The 18,755-nt window shown below is 69.0% G+C and carries 19 protein-coding genes; 14 read left to right on the forward strand and 5 right to left on the reverse strand.

Annotation, left to right across the window (positions count from 1 at the left end):
* Positions 1–93: 93 nt before the first annotated feature.
* Positions 94–762, reverse strand: coding sequence for a hypothetical protein (locus tag ACE3TE_RS03375; RefSeq protein ID WP_374602173.1), 669 nt, complete (start codon positions 760–762; stop codon positions 94–96).
* 34 nt (positions 763–796) lie between these two features.
* On the opposite strand from ACE3TE_RS03375, the gene ACE3TE_RS03380 reads away from it, so the two are divergent.
* From ACE3TE_RS03380 to ACE3TE_RS03420, 9 genes are all read left to right on the forward strand, one after another.
* Complete coding sequence (locus ACE3TE_RS03380; protein ID WP_374602175.1) at positions 797–910, forward strand: lipoprotein; 114 nt, start codon at positions 797–799, stop codon at positions 908–910.
* Complete coding sequence (gene dapF / locus ACE3TE_RS03385; protein ID WP_374602177.1) at positions 907–1,761, forward strand: diaminopimelate epimerase; 855 nt, start codon at positions 907–909, stop codon at positions 1,759–1,761. The genes ACE3TE_RS03380 and dapF overlap by 4 nt, the downstream gene beginning before the upstream one ends.
* On the forward strand, positions 1,758–2,435 hold the full coding sequence (locus ACE3TE_RS03390; RefSeq protein WP_374602179.1) for a DUF484 family protein: 678 nt from the start codon (positions 1,758–1,760) through the stop codon (positions 2,433–2,435). The genes dapF and ACE3TE_RS03390 overlap by 4 nt, the downstream gene beginning before the upstream one ends.
* Position 2,436: 1 nt before the next feature.
* Complete coding sequence (gene xerC / locus ACE3TE_RS03395) at positions 2,437–3,363, forward strand: tyrosine recombinase XerC (RefSeq protein ID WP_374602181.1); 927 nt, start codon at positions 2,437–2,439, stop codon at positions 3,361–3,363.
* Positions 3,364–3,492: 129 nt separating this feature from the next.
* Positions 3,493–4,032: an ATP-dependent protease subunit HslV gene (gene hslV / locus ACE3TE_RS03400; protein ID WP_374602182.1), complete on the forward strand. Its 540-nt coding sequence runs from the start codon at positions 3,493–3,495 to the stop codon at positions 4,030–4,032.
* Entirely contained in the window at positions 4,032–5,369 is a 1,338-nt protein-coding gene (gene hslU, locus ACE3TE_RS03405) for an ATP-dependent protease ATPase subunit HslU (RefSeq protein ID WP_374602184.1), read from the forward strand. Before hslV ends, hslU begins: the two co-directional genes overlap by 1 nt.
* 84 nt (positions 5,370–5,453) lie before the next feature.
* Positions 5,454–6,038, forward strand: coding sequence for an RNA polymerase sigma factor (locus ACE3TE_RS03410; RefSeq protein WP_374602185.1), 585 nt, complete (start codon positions 5,454–5,456; stop codon positions 6,036–6,038).
* Positions 6,035–6,625, forward strand: coding sequence for a hypothetical protein (locus tag ACE3TE_RS03415; RefSeq protein ID WP_374602187.1), 591 nt, complete (start codon positions 6,035–6,037; stop codon positions 6,623–6,625). The genes ACE3TE_RS03410 and ACE3TE_RS03415 overlap by 4 nt, the downstream gene beginning before the upstream one ends.
* Before the next feature lie 9 nt (positions 6,626–6,634).
* Positions 6,635–6,991 (forward strand): gamma-butyrobetaine hydroxylase-like domain-containing protein, encoded by a 357-nt coding sequence (locus ACE3TE_RS03420; RefSeq protein WP_374602189.1) that lies wholly within the window; start codon positions 6,635–6,637, stop codon positions 6,989–6,991.
* Between the two features lie 112 nt (positions 6,992–7,103).
* Here the strand turns inward: ACE3TE_RS03420 and arsC are convergent, their stop codons facing one another.
* On the reverse strand, positions 7,104–7,460 hold the full coding sequence (gene arsC / locus ACE3TE_RS03425; protein ID WP_374602191.1) for an arsenate reductase (glutaredoxin): 357 nt from the start codon (positions 7,458–7,460) through the stop codon (positions 7,104–7,106).
* 112 nt (positions 7,461–7,572) lie between these two features.
* Here arsC and ubiE point away from each other — a divergent pair, with 112 nt between their 5' ends.
* Positions 7,573–8,331: a bifunctional demethylmenaquinone methyltransferase/2-methoxy-6-polyprenyl-1,4-benzoquinol methylase UbiE gene (gene ubiE / locus ACE3TE_RS03430; protein ID WP_374602193.1), complete on the forward strand. Its 759-nt coding sequence runs from the start codon at positions 7,573–7,575 to the stop codon at positions 8,329–8,331.
* An 83-nt stretch (positions 8,332–8,414) separates the two neighbouring features.
* Here ubiE and ACE3TE_RS03435 read toward each other — a convergent pair whose 3' ends face one another.
* Positions 8,415–10,097, reverse strand: coding sequence for a GspE/PulE family protein (locus ACE3TE_RS03435; RefSeq protein WP_374602194.1), 1,683 nt, complete (start codon positions 10,095–10,097; stop codon positions 8,415–8,417).
* A gap of 141 nt (positions 10,098–10,238) precedes the next feature.
* Here ACE3TE_RS03435 and ACE3TE_RS03440 point away from each other — a divergent pair, with 141 nt between their 5' ends.
* Both ACE3TE_RS03440 and ACE3TE_RS03445 read left to right on the forward strand, forming a co-directional pair.
* Positions 10,239–12,143, forward strand: a complete 1,905-nt coding sequence (locus tag ACE3TE_RS03440) for a M1 family metallopeptidase (protein ID WP_374602196.1) — start codon at positions 10,239–10,241, stop codon at positions 12,141–12,143.
* Entirely contained in the window at positions 12,140–13,087 is a 948-nt protein-coding gene (locus ACE3TE_RS03445; protein WP_374602198.1) for an alpha/beta fold hydrolase, read from the forward strand. Before ACE3TE_RS03440 ends, ACE3TE_RS03445 begins: the two co-directional genes overlap by 4 nt.
* A 127-nt stretch (positions 13,088–13,214) precedes the next feature.
* Here ACE3TE_RS03445 and ACE3TE_RS03450 read toward each other — a convergent pair whose 3' ends face one another.
* The gene (locus ACE3TE_RS03450; RefSeq protein ID WP_374602199.1) at positions 13,215–14,963 is read right to left on the reverse strand and encodes a M28 family metallopeptidase; all 1,749 of its coding nucleotides are present in this window, start codon (positions 14,961–14,963) and stop codon (positions 13,215–13,217) included.
* A 138-nt stretch (positions 14,964–15,101) separates the two neighbouring features.
* Positions 15,102–15,833 (reverse strand): hypothetical protein, encoded by a 732-nt coding sequence (locus tag ACE3TE_RS03455; protein ID WP_374602201.1) that lies wholly within the window; start codon positions 15,831–15,833, stop codon positions 15,102–15,104.
* Positions 15,834–15,957: 124 nt separating this feature from the next.
* On the opposite strand from ACE3TE_RS03455, the gene gpmI reads away from it, so the two are divergent.
* On the forward strand, positions 15,958–17,490 hold the full coding sequence (gene gpmI / locus ACE3TE_RS03460; RefSeq protein WP_374602203.1) for a 2,3-bisphosphoglycerate-independent phosphoglycerate mutase: 1,533 nt from the start codon (positions 15,958–15,960) through the stop codon (positions 17,488–17,490).
* Complete coding sequence (locus ACE3TE_RS03465) at positions 17,487–18,641, forward strand: murein hydrolase activator EnvC (RefSeq protein WP_374602204.1); 1,155 nt, start codon at positions 17,487–17,489, stop codon at positions 18,639–18,641. Before gpmI ends, ACE3TE_RS03465 begins: the two co-directional genes overlap by 4 nt.
* The last annotated feature ends 114 nt before the right edge of the window (positions 18,642–18,755 follow it).

Consider the following 18,755-nt stretch of genomic DNA (forward strand, 5'->3'; position numbering starts at 1 on the left):
CCCCCCCCCCCCCGGGGGGCCCCCCCCCCAACAAAAACCGGGGGTTCTTTTTAAAATAACCAGTTCATTTGAAACCCCCCCCCCCTTCTTGCCTCACCAGCCGGCCTGCTGGAGCAGGAGCTCTGTCCGGGCGTCGGCGGGCTTGGCGACCAGGCCGCCGCGCGGGTTCAGCGACACCGCGTAAGTCGCACCGTCGATCATCGGCAGGTAGGCGGCGCTGCCCCAGCGGGCGTCGGCCACCGGCAGGCCGGCCAGCCAGCGCTGGCGGAATTCCCAGAAATCCCAGCCTTCGCGCAGGTCGTGCACGCTGCGCGGCGCCACCAGCTCCTGCTTGGGATCGCCGTAGCGGCCCGACAGTCGTTCGAAGCGATACACCGGACGCATGCCGGCCAGCTGGCCGGGCAGCGTCCAGCGGATCACCCGCGCGTCGAGCTGCCACTCGTCCCCGAAAATTTCGAACTGACGGTCGGGCTGGCCCGGGCGCATTAGGGTGGCTTCGAAGCGCTGGCTGCCAAGCTGGCGCAGGCTGATCGTCGCCACCGGCACGTCGGCCGTCAGCCAGTGGTACTGGCGCAGCAGGCCGCCCAGGCCGGCCAGGACCAGGGCCAGCAGCAGCACAATCAGGCCGAGGAATCGCCCGAAGCCGCCGCGGCGCCCGTGGCGACGCGTGCGCCGCGGCCGCAGCCAGGGCAGCAGTCCAAGCAGGGCCAGCAGGCCAGCGGCCAGCAACAACCAGTTCGACAGCGACATCGTCTGCTCCATTCGCCCGGGTCCTGCCGCGGACTATACTCGCCGCATGAAAACCGCCCGATTAATGATGCTGCTGCTCAGCCTCGCCCTGGTCGCCGCCTGCGGCAACAAGGGCGACCTGGTGCGTCCCGCCGAAACCGGGGCCGCCGCCGCGCCATGACCGGCGCCGCGAGCCTGCGGTTCACGAAAATGCACGGGGCGGGCAACGACTTCGTCGTGCTCGACCTGCGCGGCGGCCGGTCGTCGCCGTCGCCGGCCCTGGCCCGTGCGCTGGGCGACCGGCACACCGGCGTCGGCTTCGACCAGCTGCTGACCATCGAGGATGCCGGCGATCCCGCCGCCGTCGCGCGTTACCGGATCTGGAACGCCGATGGCTCGGCGGCGCAGCAGTGCGGCAACGGCGCGCGCTGCGTCGCGGCCTGGTTGCAGCGCGATGGCGCGGCGCCGGACGCCCGCTTCGTGCTTGAAGCGCCGCCGGGACCCGTGATGGTCGAGGCCTTGGGTGCGGGCCGCTATGCGCTCGCGCTGGGCGTGCCGTCCTTCGAACCCGCCGACCTGCCGTTTCATGCCGACCAAGCTGCGGACGCCTATCGACTGAGGCTTGGCGACCAGGACGTGGCCTTCGGCATCGCCTCGATGGGCAACCCGCACGCGGTGATCGAAGTGCCCGACGTGCACGCCGCCGACGTCGCCGGCATCGGCCCGGCGCTGCAGGCGCGCGACGAATTCCCTGAAGGCGTGAACGTCGGCTTCGCCCAGGTGCTGGCGCCCGACCGGATCCGCCTGCGCGTGTTCGAGCGCGGCGCCGGTGAAACCCTTGCCTGCGGCAGCGGCGCCTGCGCGGCGGTGGCGGTGCTGGCGCGGCGCGGTCGGGTTGGCCGCCACGTGTTCGTCGAGCTGCCCGGCGGCACCCTTGAAATCACCTGGCCCGGCGACGGTTCTCCGGTCACCATGGCCGGACCCACCGCCTTCGTGTTCGAAGGCGACTTCCTGCTGGAGCAACCCGAATGATCGATGAGAAGAACGAGCGCCTCGGCGCCCACGAAGTCGCCGCCTTCCTGCGCCGGCACCCGAAGTTCCTGGGCCAGTTCCCGGACCTCGCGGTGTCGCTGCTGGTGCCCAAGGAAGAAGGGCAGGCGGCCTCGCTGGCCAGCTACCAGCTGGACGTGCTGCGCGACAAGAACCGCGAGCTCACCCGGCGCCTGAACGAGCTGTTCGCCAACGCCCAGGAAAACGAGCGCCTGGCCGTGCGCACCCACCAGCTTTCGCTGGCGCTGATGCGCGCCCGCGGCAAGGCCGAGACCCTGCGCACGATGGTCGCCGTGCTGGGCGAGGATTTCCGCGGCGAAGACGTGCGCGTGGTGCTGTTCGAGGCGGTTGATGGCCTGCAGGCCGACTGGCTGCAGGTGATCCCGGAAAACGACGCCGCGCTCAAGCCCTTCGTCGATTTCCTCGCCGGCGGTGAACCGCTGACCGGCCGGCTCAACCAGGACAAGCTGGCCCTGCTGTTCGGCGACGACCAGGCGCGTGCTGCTTCCGCGGTGCTGCTGCCACTGCCGGGTGTCGGCATGCTGGCGGTCGGCAGCTCCGATGCCAACCGCTTTTTCCCCGGAATGGGCACGCTGTTCCTGCGCCTGATGGCCGAATCGCTGGTGACGGCGCTGGGCCGCCCGCCCGCCGACTGACATGGCACCCGACGCGCCGCTGCAGCCCGAGATCGACGCCTTCCTGGCCTGGCTCGCGGTCGAGCGGCGCATGTCGAAACACACGCTCGATGCCTACCGGCGCGACCTGGCCGACCTGTCCGGCTGGATGCGCGACAACGGCATCAGCGCATGGGCGAAGCTGCGGCAGGAAGCCTTGCGCGGCTACGTCGCCGGCGCGCACCGGCGCGGCCTTTCGGGCAAGAGCCTGCAGCGCAGGCTTTCGGCGGTGCGCAGCCTTTACCGCTTCCTCAACCGCGAACACGGCACCCAGCTCAATCCGGCGCTGGGCCTGCGGGCGCCGAAGTCGCCGCGCAAACTGCCGCAGGTGCTCGACCCCGACGAAGCCTCGCGCCTGGTCGAAGTCGACACCGACGGGCCGCTGGGCCTGCGTGACCGGGCGATGCTGGAACTGTTCTATTCCTCGGGCCTGCGCCTGTCTGAACTTTGCGGCCTGCGCTGGGGCGGCCTGGACCTGGCCGACGGTCTGGTCACCGTGCTGGGTAAGGGCGAAAAGAGCCGCGTGATCCCGGTGGGCAGCCATGCCCGCAAGGCATTGGCCGACTGGAAGACGGCTTCGGCGCCGGCATCGCCGACCGCACCGGTGTTCCCGGGCCGGCAGGGCGGGCCGATCAGCCCGCGTACGGTGCAGGTGCGGCTGCGCGCGCTGGCGATGCAGCAGGGCCTGTTCAAGCGCGTGCATCCGCATCTTTTGCGCCACAGCTTCGCGAGCCACGTGCTTGAGTCTAGCGGCGACCTGCGCGGCGTCCAGGAACTGCTGGGCCACGCCGACATCGCCACCACGCAGGTCTACACCCACCTCGACTACCAGCACCTGGCCAAGGTCTACGACGCCGCCCATCCCCGCGCCCGCCGCAAGAAGGACGGGAACGGGGACGGGTGCAATTAGGCTCGGATGGTGTCGCCCTCGAGGCGGCCCCGGGCCTAATTGCACCCGTCCCCCCTCCCACAGGGCCCGCCCGGGTTGAAGCACGCGCCGACGCCCCCACAACAGTCCCAAGCCCCCACGGAATCCCCCATGGACCCCACTGTTTTCCACGCCACCACCATCCTCTCGGTCCGCCGCGGCGACCGCGTCGTCGTCGCCGGCGACGGCCAGGTCACGCTCGGCAACACCGTCATGAAGGGCAATGCCCGCAAGGTCCGCAAGCTGGCCGGCGGCAAGGTGGTCGCCGGTTTCGCCGGCGCCGCCGCCGACGCCTTCACGCTGTTCGAGATATTCGAAGGCAAGCTCGAGCAGAACGGCGGCCAGTTGGTGCGCGCCGCGGTCGAGATGGCCAAGGAATGGCGCACCGACCGCCGCCTGGGCAAGCTCGAGGCGCTGCTGGCGGTGGCCGACAAGGACACCTCGCTGGTGATTTCCGGCAATGGCGACGTCATCGAACCCGAGGACGGCATCGTCGCGATCGGCTCCGGCGGACCCTATGCATTGGCCGCGGCGCGGGCGCTTTACAACCACACCGAACTCGACGCCCGCTCGATCGCCGAAGCCGCGCTCAACGTCGCCGGCGACATCTGCATCTACACCAACCGCAACATCGTGATCGAGGAACTCTGATGTCCGAGCTGACCCCCCGCGAGATCGTCGGCGAACTCGACCGCTACATCATCGGCCAGGCCGGCGCCAAGCGCGCCGTCGCCATCGCCCTGCGCAACCGCTGGCGGCGAATGCAGCTGGATCCGTCGATGCGCGACGAGGTGATGCCCAAGAACATCCTGATGATCGGCCCCACCGGCGTCGGCAAGACCGAAATCGCCCGCCGCCTGGCGGCGCTGGCCAACGCGCCGTTCGTGAAGGTCGAGGCGACGCGCTTCACCGAAGTCGGCTACGTCGGCAAGGACGTCGAGCAGATCATCCGCGACCTGGCCGACATGGCCGTGAAGATGTTTCGCGAACAGGCCAAGCAGCGCGTGCACACCCAGGCCGAGGAACGCGCCGAAGACCGCATCCTCGACGCCCTGCTGCCCAAGCGCCGCGGCCCCGGTTTCGCCATCGAGGTCAATTCCGAAGGCGAGAACGAAACCCGCAACAAGCTGCGCCGCCAGCTGCGCCAGGGCGAGCTCGACGATCGCGAGATCGAACTCGAGCTGCAGCCGCCGATGGCCGCCGGTATGGACATCATGACGCCGCCGGGCATGGAGGAAATGGGCCAGCAGCTGCGGCAGATGTTCCAGTCCATGGGCGGCGGCAAGTCGCAGAAGCGCACGCTGGCGATCAAGGCCGCGCGGCCGCTGCTGATCGAGGAAGAAGCCGGGAAGCTGGTCAACGAGGACGAGATCCGCGCCCAGGCCGTCAACGCCTGCGAGCAGAACGGCATCGTCTTCATCGACGAGATCGACAAGGTCGCCAAGCGCCAGAACGTGCAGGGCGGCGACGTCAGCCGCGAAGGCGTGCAGCGCGACCTGCTGCCGCTGGTGGAAGGCTCGACGGTGAGCACCAAGTACGGCTCGATCAAGACCGACCACATCCTGTTCATCGCCTCGGGCGCCTTCCACGTGGCCAAGCCTTCCGACCTGATCCCGGAGCTGCAGGGCCGCTTCCCGATCCGCGTCGAACTGGGCGCGCTCAGCCGCGACGACTTCAAGCGCATCCTCACCGAGCCGAAGAATGCACTGGTGCGCCAGTACATGGCGCTGCTGGCCACCGAGGGCGTGAACATCGGCTTTGACGAAACCGCCGTCGACCGCCTGGCCGAGATCGCCTTCCTGATCAACGAACGCCAGGAAAACATCGGCGCCCGCCGCCTGCACACCGTGCTCGAGAAGCTGCTGGAAAAACTCAGCTTCGAAGCCCCCGACAAGGGCGGCCTGTCCCTGATGGTCGACAAGGCCATGGTCGACGAACAGCTGGGCGACGCCGTCCAGGACCCCGACCTCAGCCGCTACATCCTCTAAAACCCGGGTTTATGATCGCGGGCATGAATGTCAGGTTTGCAGCGCAGGCGGTGTCTACCGCTCCAAGTGACCCTGGAACCCGACATGACCGCCGCTTCCGCCGTTTCCAACCTGGCTGCCGACCGGCCGGCGCCGCGCCCCCGGCCAGTGCCTGAGCCGCGGCCGGCCGTGGCACCCGCCGACGCCCCCCGCATCGAGGACGTGCTGCGTGAGCACGGCCCGATGCTTGCGCGCATCGCCGGCAGCTACGAAGCCGAACCCGCGCGCCGCGACGACCTGCTGCAGGAAATCAGCCTGGCGGTCTGGAAGGCCCTGCCGGCCTGGCGCGGCGACGCCTCGCTGCGCACCTTCGCCGCCCGCGTCGCCCACAACCGCGCCCTCGACCACCTGGCCAAGGAAAAACGCGCCCAGGGCGACGAGCTGCACGACGAACACCCGGACCCGGTCGCCAACCCCTTCCGCCACGCCGAAGCCCACCAGCAGCGCAACGAGCTGGTGATCGCCGTGCGCCGCCTGCCGCTGGGCCAGCGCCAGGTGGTGGTGCTGGCGCTGGAGGGATTCTCGCAGCGCGAAATCGCCGACAGCCTGGGCCTGGAGGAGAACACGGTGACGCAGCGGCTTTCGCGCGCGCGCCGGCAACTGAATGAATGGCTGGGAGCAGGCGCATGAACGCCAACAAGGAGTGGGACGTGCTGTCGGCCGCCTGGAAGCAGCAGGAGGCGCCGACCATCGACGTCGAGGCGCTGCGTCGCGAAGTCGCCCGGCGTGGTCGCGCCATGCGGCGCACGATCATCGGGGAAACCGGCCTGGCCGTGCTGGTGGTCGTTGCCTGTGCCCTGATCGCACTCAATGCGGACAGCGGGGACTACCGGCGCGGCCTGATGGGCGTGCTGGGCCTGCTGACCTTCCTCTACCAGGCCTACATGCTGTGGATCCGCCGCAGCCAGTGGAGCGAGACGGGGCTGGACGGGGGTGCGCTGCTGGACCTCGAGATCCGTCGCTGCGCGACCACCCTGCATTACTGGCGTTTCGGCATGTGGAGCGTGCTCGCGCTCTGGCTGGGCCTCTACGCCTACTGGCTCTGGTGCCTGGCCGATGGATGTCCGCCGGAGCAGGGCGAAAGCCTGCGGGGGCTGGTGCTGCTGTACGTCATCGTGATCCCGCTGGTGGGCGTCTACGGCGCGTGGCGCAGCCACGGAGTCCGGGCCCGTCGCAGGCGCCTGCTCGCCCTGCAGGAACAGGCGCGCGCGCCCTAGAATGCGCGAATGAACAATCCGCCGCGCCCCACCGACATCATCCTGCACCAGGCTTCGCACGAGCTCGAGGTGGCCTTCGACGACGGCCGCCGATTCCGGCTGCCCTGCGAATACCTTCGCGTGGAATCGCCCAGCGCCGAAGTGCAGGGCCACGGCCCTGGCCAGAAGGTGCTGGTGGCCGGCAAGCGCAACGTCAATATCCGCGCCATCGAGCAGGTCGGCCACTACGCCGTGCTGCTGCGCTTCGACGACGGCCACGAAAGCGGCCTCTACAGCTGGCGCCTGCTGGCCACCCTCGGCGAGGAATTCGACACCCGCTGGCCCGCCTACCTGGCCGCCCTGGAAGGCGCCGGCCTCTCCCGCTAAAGGCTGTTGTGGGCGGGACTGTAGGAGCGCCTTCAGGCGCGAATTTCTTCTTGGCCAAAGGCCAAGGCAAAAGATTCGCGCCTGAAGGCGCTCCTACAAAGGGAAATGGTGATCAGTCCAGCAGCTCCAGCAGCCGTTCGGTCGGCCGGCCGATCACAGCCTTGTCGCCCACCTCAAGCACCGGCCGCTCGATCAGCTTCGGTTGCGCCGCCAGCACCGCCGCCCATTCCGCCGCCGGGCGCTGGTCGTCAGGCGACAGCCCCAGGGCCTTCGCCTCGTCCTCCTTGAACCGCACCAGCAGCCGCGGGTCGCCCCCCAGCTTGCCCAGCAGGGCCTCGATGCCGGCCGGGGAGGGCGGCTGGCCCAGGTAATCGACCACCTCGGCCGTCACGCCCCGGTCCTGGAGCAGTTTCATCGCCTCGCGTGACTTGCTGCAGCGCGGGTTATGCCAGATTCGTATCGTCTTCATGTGCCCATGATGCCAAAACCGGGGTCAGAGTCGAATTTCCGGCCGGACCGCAGCGGACATTCAAAATTCGACTCTGACCCCGGTTTTGCTGGCCCGGGTTTATACTTGCGCGATGGACGAGAAGAGCGGCGAGCAGACCACCCACTTCGGTTTTCGCGACGTGCCGGTGGGCGAGAAGAAGAAGCTGGTCGGGCAGGTGTTCAGCTCGGTCGCGCGCCAGTACGACCTGATGAACGACCTGATGTCCCTGGGCATCCATCGGGTCTGGAAGCGCTACTTCGTGGGCACCTCGGGCGTGAAGCGCGGCGACCGCGTGCTCGACCTGGCCGGCGGCACCGGCGACATCGCCGCCCTGCTGCACGAACGCGTCGGCGACACCGGCAGCGTGGTCCTTGGCGACATCAATGCGGAAATGTTGGGTGTCGGCCGCGACCGCCTCACCGACCGTGGTCTGGTCCGCGGCCTCGAGTACGTGCAGCTCAATGCCGAGGCGCTGCCCTTCCCGGACGCCAGCTTCGACCTCGTCACCATCGCCTTCGGCCTGCGCAACGTCACCGAAAAGGCCAATGCCCTGAAGGAAATGCACCGCGTCCTGAAGGTCGGCGGCCGCGCCCTGGTGCTGGAGTTCTCCCAGGTGAAGCCCGAATGGTTCCGCCCGGTCTACGACTTCCATTCCTTCCAGGTGCTGCCGCGCCTGGGCAGGCTGTTCGCCAACGACGCCGACAGCTACCAGTACCTGGCCGAGTCCATCCGCAAGCACCCGCCGCAGGATGAGCTCAAGGCCATGATGGAAACCGCCGGCTTCGGCCGCTGCGACTACCGCAACCTCAGCGCCGGCATCTGCGCCATCCACTCCGGCTACAAACTGTAGGAGCGCCTTCAGGCGCGAATCTTTTGACTTGGCCTTTGGCCAAGAAGAAATTCGCGCCTGAAGGCGCTCCTACAGGTGACGCGTCAATCCGCGCGCACACGCCAGGCTTCGGTCAGGGAAATAATTCCCTGCCGCGCCAGGTTCACCGCCGCCTGGGTGATGGGCACCATGCCTTCTTCCAGCGCCGTCGCGTGGATCTTGTCGGCTTCGGCGCCGGGCACGATCAGCGACTGGATCCGCGGCGTGATCACCATGAATTCGTACACGGCCCGGCGCTTGAACATGCCCAGGCCCTCGCAGTGCGAACAGCCGCGGCCGGCATGGAACACCTCTTCGGGTCCCACGCCCAGGCTTTCGCGGATATGCGGGTCCACGTCCTCCACGTCCTTGCAGTGCGTGCAGGTCAGGCGCACGAGCCGCTGCGACATCACCGCCAGCAGCGAGGCGCGCAGCAGGTAGGCCTCCACGCCCAGGTCCAGCAGGCGCGTCACCGTCGTCGCGGCGGTATTGGTGTGCAGGGTGGACAGCAGCAGGTGGCCGGTGAGCGCGCTCTCCACGGCGATGCCGGCCGTCTCCTGGTCGCGGATCTCGCCGACCATGATCACGTCCGGGTCGTGGCGCAGGAAATTGCGCATCGCGCTGGCGAAGGTGAAACCGGCGGCGCGGTTGACCTGCATCTGCTGGATTTCGTCGATGTAGAACTCGACCGGGTCCTCGATGGTCAGGATGTTGATGCGCTGCTTGCGCAGCTCCAGCAGCATCGCGTACAGCGTCGTCGACTTGCCGCAGCCCGTGGGCCCGGTGGTCAGGAACATGCCGTGGCTGCGGCCCATCACGTCCTCGATGCGGCGGCGGTCGTCATCGGTCAGGCCCAGCTGGTCCAGGTCCCACAGGCTTTCATTGGTGTCGAGCAGGCGGATCACCACGCTTTCGCCATACACCGCCGGCAGCACGGAAATGCGAAGGTCCACTTCGCGCCCGTCGTCGAGCGTGAAGGTGGTGCGGCCGTCCTGCGGCTTGCGGTGTTCGGCCAGGTTCATCGAACCCAACACCTTCACGCGGCTGGTGACTGCCGGATGCAGGCTGCTCATCAGCCGGCGCACCGGCACCATTTCGTCGTCGATGCGGTAAAGCACGTCGGTGCCGCTTTCACCGGGGCGCAGGTGGATGTCGGAGGCGCGCCGGGCCACCGCATCCGCGATCAGGCCGTGCACGATGCGCACCACCGGCTTTTCGCGGGACAGGCGCTGGGCTTCCTGTTCGCTGGTTTCGACCGTGGTACCAGTGGGGTCCACGCCCAGCTGCCGGGCGATGTCCTGGTCCTCGACCCGGTCGTAGTGACGGGCGATGGCCTCGCGGATTTCGCGCGGCGTGGCCAGCAGGGCGTGCACCCGCTGGCGCGACAGGAAATCCAGGGTGCTCAGGGCTTCGTTGTTGCCCGGGTCCTCCATCGCCACGGCGACGCTGCCGCCCCGCACCAGCAGGGGCACGGCGCGCAGGTTGCGGGCGACCTCGGGGCGGATCAGGCGGGTGGCGGCCTGGTCGGGCGAAAGGTTGGCCAGCCGGACCAGGGGTACGCCCAGGGCGCGGGCCTTGTGGAAATGGGCTTCCGTGGTGTCGTCGCCCAGGTCCAGCCAGTCCTCGGGGCTGAGCTTGCCGCCGTCATGGTTCCAGGGCGAGCCGCTGGGGGAGGACTCCAGCCACTGGGCGAGGGCGCCCGGTTCGGTGATCAGGGTCGGGCTGCGCGGCGGGGCGGGCGTGGACATGGGCGGGCTCGGCAGTGGTTTCAGGCCAGTATGCCGCGCCTCCCGGAGGGCGGGTTTGTCCCATGTCACGTTTGCCTCCCGGTCCGGGAACCGGGCCCGGCCTGCGATAGAATCGGGCGGTCCCGCATTCCGGAAACGCCCATGCGCCGCTTCAGCCTTCTGCTCGCCCTGATGCTGTCCCCGCCCGTCCTTGCCCAGGAACCCGTCCCGGCCCCGGCCGAAGACGACCGCCGCGGCGACGAACACTCCTATGCCCAGCCGGACAAGGTTCGCATTGCCAACCTGGGCCTGGACCTGGCCGTGGACTTTGGCGACCGCCAGCTCGAGGGCCACGCCACGTTGGGCCTGGACTGGGTGGATGAAGACGCCCGCGAGCTGGTGCTCGACACCCGCGACCTGGCCATCGAGCGCATCGAAGGCCGCAACGGCACCCGCAAGTGGCGCGACCTCGAGTTCGCCCTGGCCGAAGAGGACGAGCGTTTCGGCAGCAAGCTCACGATCACGCTGCCGCGCCAGTACGAGCAGGTGCGCATCCACTACGCCACCTCGCCCGACGCCTCCGGCCTGCAGTGGCTGGCGCCGAGCATGACCTCGGGCGGCAAGACGCCGTTCATGTTCAGCCAGTCGCAGGCCATCCACGCCCGCAGCTGGGTGCCGCTGCAGGACACGCCGTCGGTGCGCTTCACCTACACCGCGCGCATCCGCACCCCGGCCGACGTGATGGCGCTGATGAGCGCCGACAACGACCCGCAGGCCGAACGCGACGGCGATTACCGCTTCACGATGCCGCAGGCGATCCCGAGCTACCTGATGGCGATCGCCGCCGGTGACCTGGTGTTCAAGCCGATCTCCGAACGCGCCGGCGTCTGGGCCGAGCCGCAGGTGATCGACCGCGCGGTGAAGGAATTCGACGACACCGAGAAGATGATCCAGGTCACCGAGTCGCTTTACGGGCCCTACCGCTGGGGCCGCTACGACCTGCTGATCCTGCCGCCGTCCTTCCCCTTCGGTGGCATGGAAAATCCGCGCCTGAGCTTCATCACGCCGACCGTCATCGTCGGCGACAAGTCGCTGGTGTCGCTGATCGCGCACGAACTGGCGCATTCGTGGTCGGGCAACCTGGTCACCAACGCCACCTGGAAGGACATGTGGCTCAACGAAGGCTTCACCAGCTACGTGGAGAACCGAATCGTCGAGGAGCTGTTCGGCAAGGCCCGCGCCGACATGGAGTTCACGATCAGCCGCAACGGCCTGCGCGAAGAGCTCAAGGAAGTGCCCGAGGCGCAGCAGGTGCTGATGCTGCCGGCGCGCGAAGGCTCCGACCCCGAGGAAGCGCTGGGCGCGGTGGCCTACGACAAGGGCGCGTGGTTCCTGCAGTTCCTGGAGCAGCGCTTCGGCCGCGAAAGCTTCGACCCCTTCCTGCGCGCCTGGTTCGACCAGCACGCCTTCCAGTCGGCCACCAGCGAACAGTTCCTGGCCTTCCTGGAAAGCGAGCTGATGACAAAGCAGCCCGAGGCCGTCACCCGCGAGGAAGTGATGGCGTGGATGACCGCGCCGGGCATCCCCGATTTTGCGCCGAAGATCGAGTCGCCGCGTTTCGCCGCGGTGGACGCCGCGCGCGCCGACTGGCTGGAAAGCCGCGAGGCTGCCCGCGACCTGCGCACGGCCGAGTGGACCACGCAGGAGTGGGTGTACTTCCTCGAAGGCATGCCGGAGTCGCTGGAACCGGCGCAGATGGTCGAACTCGACCAGGCCTTCCGCTTCACCGGCACCGCGAACGGCGAACTGGCGCAGCGCTGGTACCCGCTGTCCGAACGCAGCCAGTATTTCGAGGCGCGGCCGGCGATGTCGCTGTTCCTGCGCAAGATCGGCCGCCGCAAGCTGATCATGCCGACCTATGAGGCGCTGGTCGCCAGCGAAGAAGGCCTGGCCTTTGCAACGCAGGTGTACGCGATGTCCAGGGCCGGCTACCACCCGATCACCCGTGGCTCGGTGGAGTCGCTGCTGGCCAAGGCCCGCAAGGCCGCCGACGCAGGAACGCAATGACCTCCGCGCGCCCGGCGAGCTCGCGCAACAAGCTGCTGCTGGCCGGCGCCCTGGGCGTCACCATCGGTGCGATCGGGCTGGCCGCCAGCGCGCCCGAGCGCCTGCTGCAGGCCGAGTTCGCGCGCCAGCGCTGGCTCGCCGGCGCCGATCCGCTGGATTTCGAAGTCGCCGGCCATCGCTGGGCCAGCGTCGCCGCCGGCCCGCGTGACGCGCCGGTGCTGGTGCTGGTGCACGGTTTCACCGGCAGCAAGGAGAACTGGCTGCCGCTGATGCGCGAGCTGTCGCGCACGCACCGTGTGATCGCGGTGGACCTGCCCGGCTGGGGCGAAAGCGACCGCCTGTCGGGGGCCGACTACGGCCCGGTGGCGCAGGCGGCGCGGCTGGCCGCTTTCATCAAGGCGCTGCCGCAGGCGCCGGAACTGGTGGTCGGGCATTCGATGGGCGGACAGATCGTCGGCCTGCTGGCTGCGCGCCATCCCGAAACCGCGCCGCGCATCGTGCTGATGTCCTCGGCCGGCGTGCGCTACGAAGAAAACGCCTTCGCCAATGCGGTGCTGGCCGGCGACAACCCCTTCCAGGTGACGAACCGCGCCGAGCTCAAGCGCTACCTCGGCATCGTCTTCGCCGACCCGCCCTTCGTGCCCTGGCCGGCCAGCGAAGCGCTGGTGCGGCGCCGGCGCGCCGACGCCGATTTCGAACAGCGCGTGCTCGACGGCATCGGCCGCGGCCCGGACGCGTTCGCGCTGGAAGCGGAGCTCGGCAACATCAGCGCGCCGACCCTGCTGCTGTGGTGCCGCGAAGACAAGGTCATCGACATCAGCGCCGCCGAAGTCTTCGCCAAGGGCCTGCCGCAAAGCCGCACCGTCATCCTCAGCGGCTGCGGCCACATGCCGATGATGGCCCAGCCCCGCAACGTCGCCGAAGCCCTCCGCAATTTCATGTAGGAGCGCCTTCAGGCGCGAATCTTTTGACACTGCTTTTGGCAAAGAAAAACTTCGCGCCTGAAGGCGCTCCTACAAGAGCAAAAAAAGGCCGCCCGGAGGCGGCCTTTTTCGTCACTGCCGGGCGAACTTATTCGCCGGCGCGCGACGCGTCGCGGGCGGCCTTGAAGGCATTGCCCTCGACGTAGTTCGGCCAGGCCTCGTTGCCGGCCAGTTCGCGGCCGACGCCGTACAGCGCCTGCAGGTCCTGCACGACGCCGCGCAGGTCCCAGTTCGGATCGTACTCGTCGGCGGCCTTGTGGTAGGCCACGGTCTGGTAGTTGGCCTGGATCTCGCGGCCGTACTCCTTGCCCTTTTCGACGTGGTCGATGCCGCCCTTGGCGTACAGCGCCGGCACGCCGTACTTGGCGAAGCTGAAGTGGTCGGAGCGGAAGAAGAAGCCCTTCTCGACGCCGTCCTCCTCGACCAGGGTGCGGCCCTGGGCGTCGGCGATCGGACGCAGCACCTCGTCAAGTTCGCTGTTGCCGAGGCCAATGACCACGAAGTCCTTGGTCGGGCCGACCACCGACATCGCGTCCAGGTTCACCACCGCCACCGTGTCCTTGAGCGGGATCACCGGGTTGGCGGCATAGTACTTCGAACCCAGCAGGCCCGACTCTTCAAGCGTCACCAGCAGGAACACCACTGAACGCGCCGGCTTCGGGTCTTGCACCGTGAACGCCTCGGCGATCTCCAGCACGCCGGCCACGCCGGTGGCGTTGTCGATGGCGCCGTTGTAGACGTGGTCCTCACCCTCGGAACCGGCCGACACCGCGTTGCCGTCGCCGCCGTGGGTGGCGCTGTGGTCGCCCAGGTGGTCCCAGTGCGCGGTGTAGACGATGGCTTCGTCCGGACGCTCGCTGCCCGGCAGCTTGGCCAGGATGTTGCGCGAGCTGCTTTGGTTGATGGTCGAGTTCAGCGTGGCGCTGAAGGTGGCGTCACCCAGGTCGACGGCCTTGAAGCCGGGCTGGTTGGCGGCGGTGCGCTGCGCGGCGAGGTCCAGGCCGGCGTCGGCGAAGAGCTTCTCGGCCACTTCGCCGGTGATCCAGCCCTGCATCGGCAGGCGCGGCTCCGGGTCGTCGGCAACGGTCAGGTCGTACTGCGCACCGGACCAGCTGTTCTTCACCACGTCCCAGCCGTAACCGGCGCCGGAATCGTCGTGGATGATCAGCGCGGCGGCGGCGCCCTGGCGGGCGGCCTCTTCGTACTTGTAGGTCCAGCGGCCGTAGTAGGTCATCTTCTTGCCGCTGAAGAGATCGGCGCTGTCGACGTGGAAGCCCGGGTCGTTGACCAGCATGACGACGGTCTTGCCCTTCACGTCCAGGCCTTCGTAATCGTTCCAGCCGGCTTCCGGCGCGTTCACGCCGTAGCCCACGAACACCATCTCGCTGGCGTCAACCTTCACTTCCGTCTGGGCGGTGCGGGTGCCCAGCGCCATCTGGGTGCCGAAGGCCAGCGGACGGTCTTCACCGCCGAGCGTGATCTTCGCGCTGGAGGTCGATTCGTCGGCGGTGGTTTCCACCATCGCCACCTCCTGGAACCAGCTGTCGCCGTTGCCCGGCTGCAGGCCCAGGCGCTCGAACTGCGCGACCAGGTAGTCGGCGGTCATCTGCTCGCCGGGGGTGCCCGGGGCGCGGCCGCCGAATTCATCGGAGGACAGCACCTTCACGTGCGCCGCGAAGTCTTCGGCGGAAATCTCCGGGCCGAAGCCGTGGTCGGCCGACGGCGCGGCGGTCGCGGCCGGGGCCGCGGCGGTGTCCGCGGACTCCGCAGGCTCGGGCGCCGGGCTGCAGGCCGACAGGGCCAGCGCCGCGGCGGCAAAAAGCAGGGTGTGTTTCATGCGTGGGGTCTCCAGCTGAACGGAAACCCCGATTCTAGCCCCATCCCGGGGGTCGTGTAGGAGCGCCTTCAGGCGCGAATTTCTGCTTTGCCGAAGGCAAAGGCTTCGCGGCTGAAGCCGCTCCTACAGGAGGGGAGGTCAGTCCTCGCGCGGCGCATCCGGACTGTCGATCATCCGCGGCGAGACGCCGCTCTGCTTGCCCACCTTCGCGTCCGGGTGCACGTAAAGCTCGACTTCATGTTCGAACACCATCTCGCCGCCCACCACCGAACCGGCGCCGATCACGATGCGCGGCAGGCGCTTGCGGCCGGTCGACCACCAGCTGCGGTTGGGTTTCTCGACGAGCAGGCCGCCGCGCACGGTGGAGGCTTCAAGCGTGATGTCGCCCTGGGTCGTCACCACCTTGCCGCCCACTTCCGCCCGGTCGAAATGCAGGCTGCCGTTGACGTTGCCGACGTCGCCGCCGACCACCACGCCGGGATGGACGCGCACGCCGCCGTTCACGGCTTCCACGTCGCCGGTCACCCGGGCATCGCGGCCCAGCTTCACGGCGCCGTTCACGACGTCGATTTCACCAACGGTGGCGCCTTCCTCCAGCTCGATGCCGCCGTTCACGGTCTCGGCGGAACCCACCTTTGCGTTGGCCTCGATGAGGATGGCGCCGTTGACGGTGTCGGCCTTGCGCACGGTGGCGCCCTCGCGGATGGTGACGCGGCCGTTCAAGCTTGAAACCTCGCCGTACTCGCGCCCGGCTTCGGCGGTGACGGCTCCGTTCATTTTCTCGATGTCCTGCTCGGCGAACGCGGGCGCGGCGGCCAGCGCCAGCGAGAGCGACAGGGGAACCAGGACGGCGAGGGGGCGAATACGCATGGCGGGACTCCTTGGAAAGTACCGGGTCTGATGCCGCACCCGGGGCAGGGGTTTAAAGCCCCGACAGCCCCACTATCCCCGCCGGGGCTACAATTCGCCCGTGCCACACGTCCCGGAGCCTGCCTTGTCTGCCGCCAACCGCCCCAAGCCCCTGCTGCTGCTGATCCTCGACGGCTGGGGCCATCGCGAAGACCCCACCGACAACGCCCTGGCCCAGGCCCGGCTGCCCAACTGGCGCCGCCTGCTGGCCGACTGCCCGCACACCCTGGTGCACACCGAAGGCAGGCACGTGGGCCTGCCGGACGGCCAGATGGGTAATTCCGAAGTCGGCCACATGAACATCGGCGCCGGCCGCATCGTCTACCAGGACCTGACCCGCGTCGACGCCGCCATCGAAGACGGCAGCTTCTTCGAGAACACCGAACTCGTGGCCGCCTGCCGCGCCGCGAAAGCCGCCGGCGGCACCCTGCACCTGTTCGGCCTGCTGTCGCCGGGCGGCGTGCACAGCCACGAAGACCACCTGTTCGCGATGATCGAACTGGCCCGCCGCGAAGGCGTGGCCGACATCGCCGTGCACGCCTTCCTCGACGGCCGCGACATGCCGCCGCGTTCGGCCGAACCAAGCCTGCAGCGCCTGCACGCCCTGTGCGATGAAGGCGACGTGCGCGTGGCCACGGTGATCGGCCGCTACTACGCGATGGACCGCGACCAGCGCTGGGATCGCCTCGAGCGCGCCTGGAAAGCCATCGTCGAAGCCGACGCCGACGACACCGCCTCCGACGCCGTCACCGCGCTGCAGGCCGCCTACGGCCGCGACGAGAACGACGAGTTCGTGCTTCCCACCGTCATCCGTGGCCACCACCCGATGCGCGACGGCGACGCCGTGGTGTTCATGAATTTCCGCGCCGACCGTGCCCGCCAGCTCACGTCCGCTTTCGTGGACCCGGCATTCGACGGCTTCGCGCGCCGCGTGCCGAAGCTTGGCCGCTTCGTCTGCCTCACCGAATACGACGCGAAGCTGCCGGCTCCGGTCGCCTTCGGCCCCGAAGACCTGAAGAACACGCTGGGCGAAGTGCTCGCCGCCAACGGCCTGAGCCAGCTGCGCATCGCCGAAACCGAAAAGTACGCGCACGTCACCTTCTTCATGAGCGGCGGCAAGGAAGCGGTGGTCGAAGGTGAAGACCGCGCGCTGATCCCGTCGCCCAAGGTCGCCACCTACGACCTGCAGCCGGAAATGAGCCTGCCCCAGCTCACCGCGCGCCTGACCGACGACATCCGCGCGCGCAAACACGACGTGATCATCTGCAACATCGCCAATCCCGACATGGTCGGCCACAGCGGCATCCTGGCCGCCGCCATCCAGGCCGCCGAGGCCGTCGACCACGCACTTGGCGCCATCCGCGGCGCGCTGGAAGACGTGGGCGGCGAAATGATCGTCACCGCCGACCACGGCAACCTGGAAATGATGCGCGACCCGGACACCGGCCAGCCGCACACCTCGCACACCGTCGGCCCGGTGCCCTTCGTCTACTGCGGCCGCAAGGCGCGGCTGCACGACGGCGGCGCGCTGCGCGACATCGCGCCGACCCTGCTGGCCCTGCTGGGCCTGGCCCAGCCGGCCGAGATGAGCGGCCGCTCGCTGGTGGAGCTGGCTTGATCCGTCGCCTGGTGCTGGCGGCCTGCCTGGCCCTGCTGGCCGCGCCGGCCTTCGCCCAGTCGACCGACCGCGAGAAAAAGGAAGCCGCCGCCGAACAGCGGCTGCAGGCGCTGCGCCAGCAGATCAAGGCCATCACCGCCGAACAGCGCCAGCTCGAAGGCGAACGCAGTGAAGCCAGCAAGGCCCTGCGCGAAGCCGACGCCCAGGTCGGCGACGCCGTGCGCGCCCTGCGCCGCACCGAAGCCGGCATCGCCACCACCGAAACCGAACTGCGCGACCTGCAGGCGCAGCAGGCCCGGCTTGAGGCCGGTCTGTCCGAGCAGCGCGAAGCCCTCGCGGCACTCGTGCGTTCGGCCTACGCCCTCGGCCGGCACGAACAGCTCAAGCTGCTGCTGGCCCAGGACCGCATGGCCGACCTGGCCCGCGTGCTGGCCTACCACCGCTATTTCCAGGCCGACCGCCAGGAGCGCATCGCCGGCCTGCTCGACGAGCTGCAGGCCCTGGCCACCGTCGCCCAGCGCATCCGCGACCAGCGCGACGTGCTGGCCGCGGCCCTGACCCAGCAGCAGGCCGACCTCGATGCCCTGGAAGCCCAGCGCGCCGATCGCGCCAAGGTGCTGGCCAACCTCGAATCGGGCTTCAAGGGCCGGGCCGCACGCCTGGCCGCGCTCGGTCGCGACGAAAAAACGGTGGTCAAGCTGCTCGAACAGCTGCGCGACGCCGTCGCCGACATCCCGCGGCAGGTGGACGACACCCGGCCCTTCGCCAGCCGCCGCGGGCAGCTGGGCAGGCCGCTGGCCGGAACCGTGCTCGCGGCTTTCGGCGGCAAGCTGCCCGACGGCCGCAGCAGCGACGGCTGGCTGGTGGCGGGCACCGCCGGCGCCGAGGTGCGCGCGGTGGCCCCGGGGCGGGTGGCGTTTTCCGACTGGCTGAAGGGTTACGGCCTGCTGGTCATCGTCGACCACGGCGACGGCTGGATGAGCCTCTACGCCTTCAACGACGCCCTGCTCAAGGACGTCGGCGACTGGGTGCGCGCCGGCGATCCGCTGGCCACGGTCGGCAGCTCCGGTGGCCAGGGCCGCCCGGCCCTGTACTTCGAACTGCGCCGCAACGGCCAGCCCCAGGACCCCAAGCCCTGGTTCAAACCCTGAATCCGGCACCCCCGTAGGAGCGCCTTCAGGCGCGAATCTTTTGACTTGGCCCCTGGCCAGGAACAAATTCGCGCCTGAAGGCGCTCCTACACGCGCTTACGGGCGCATAATCCG

The organism is Arenimonas sp. (genome assembly GCF_041919775.1).
GTDB lineage: Bacteria > Pseudomonadota > Gammaproteobacteria > Xanthomonadales > Xanthomonadaceae > Arenimonas.

Coding starts and splice junctions, on each gene's coding strand:
- ACE3TE_RS03375 (WP_374602173.1), bottom strand. CDS start 762: ATGGAGCAGACGATGTCGCTGTCGAACTGGTTGTTGCTGGCCGCTGGC.
- ACE3TE_RS03380 (WP_374602175.1), top strand. CDS start 797: ATGAAAACCGCCCGATTAATGATGCTGCTGCTCAGCCTCGCCCTGGTC.
- dapF (WP_374602177.1), top strand. CDS start 907: ATGACCGGCGCCGCGAGCCTGCGGTTCACGAAAATGCACGGGGCGGGC.
- ACE3TE_RS03390 (WP_374602179.1), top strand. CDS start 1,758: ATGATCGATGAGAAGAACGAGCGCCTCGGCGCCCACGAAGTCGCCGCC.
- xerC (WP_374602181.1), top strand. CDS start 2,437: ATGGCACCCGACGCGCCGCTGCAGCCCGAGATCGACGCCTTCCTGGCC.
- hslV (WP_374602182.1), top strand. CDS start 3,493: ATGGACCCCACTGTTTTCCACGCCACCACCATCCTCTCGGTCCGCCGC.
- hslU (WP_374602184.1), top strand. CDS start 4,032: ATGTCCGAGCTGACCCCCCGCGAGATCGTCGGCGAACTCGACCGCTAC.
- ACE3TE_RS03410 (WP_374602185.1), top strand. CDS start 5,454: ATGACCGCCGCTTCCGCCGTTTCCAACCTGGCTGCCGACCGGCCGGCG.
- ACE3TE_RS03415 (WP_374602187.1), top strand. CDS start 6,035: ATGAACGCCAACAAGGAGTGGGACGTGCTGTCGGCCGCCTGGAAGCAG.
- ACE3TE_RS03420 (WP_374602189.1), top strand. CDS start 6,635: ATGAACAATCCGCCGCGCCCCACCGACATCATCCTGCACCAGGCTTCG.
- arsC (WP_374602191.1), bottom strand. CDS start 7,460: ATGAAGACGATACGAATCTGGCATAACCCGCGCTGCAGCAAGTCACGC.
- ubiE (WP_374602193.1), top strand. CDS start 7,573: ATGGACGAGAAGAGCGGCGAGCAGACCACCCACTTCGGTTTTCGCGAC.
- ACE3TE_RS03435 (WP_374602194.1), bottom strand. CDS start 10,097: ATGTCCACGCCCGCCCCGCCGCGCAGCCCGACCCTGATCACCGAACCG.
- ACE3TE_RS03440 (WP_374602196.1), top strand. CDS start 10,239: ATGCGCCGCTTCAGCCTTCTGCTCGCCCTGATGCTGTCCCCGCCCGTC.
- ACE3TE_RS03445 (WP_374602198.1), top strand. CDS start 12,140: ATGACCTCCGCGCGCCCGGCGAGCTCGCGCAACAAGCTGCTGCTGGCC.
- ACE3TE_RS03450 (WP_374602199.1), bottom strand. CDS start 14,963: ATGAAACACACCCTGCTTTTTGCCGCCGCGGCGCTGGCCCTGTCGGCC.
- ACE3TE_RS03455 (WP_374602201.1), bottom strand. CDS start 15,833: ATGCGTATTCGCCCCCTCGCCGTCCTGGTTCCCCTGTCGCTCTCGCTG.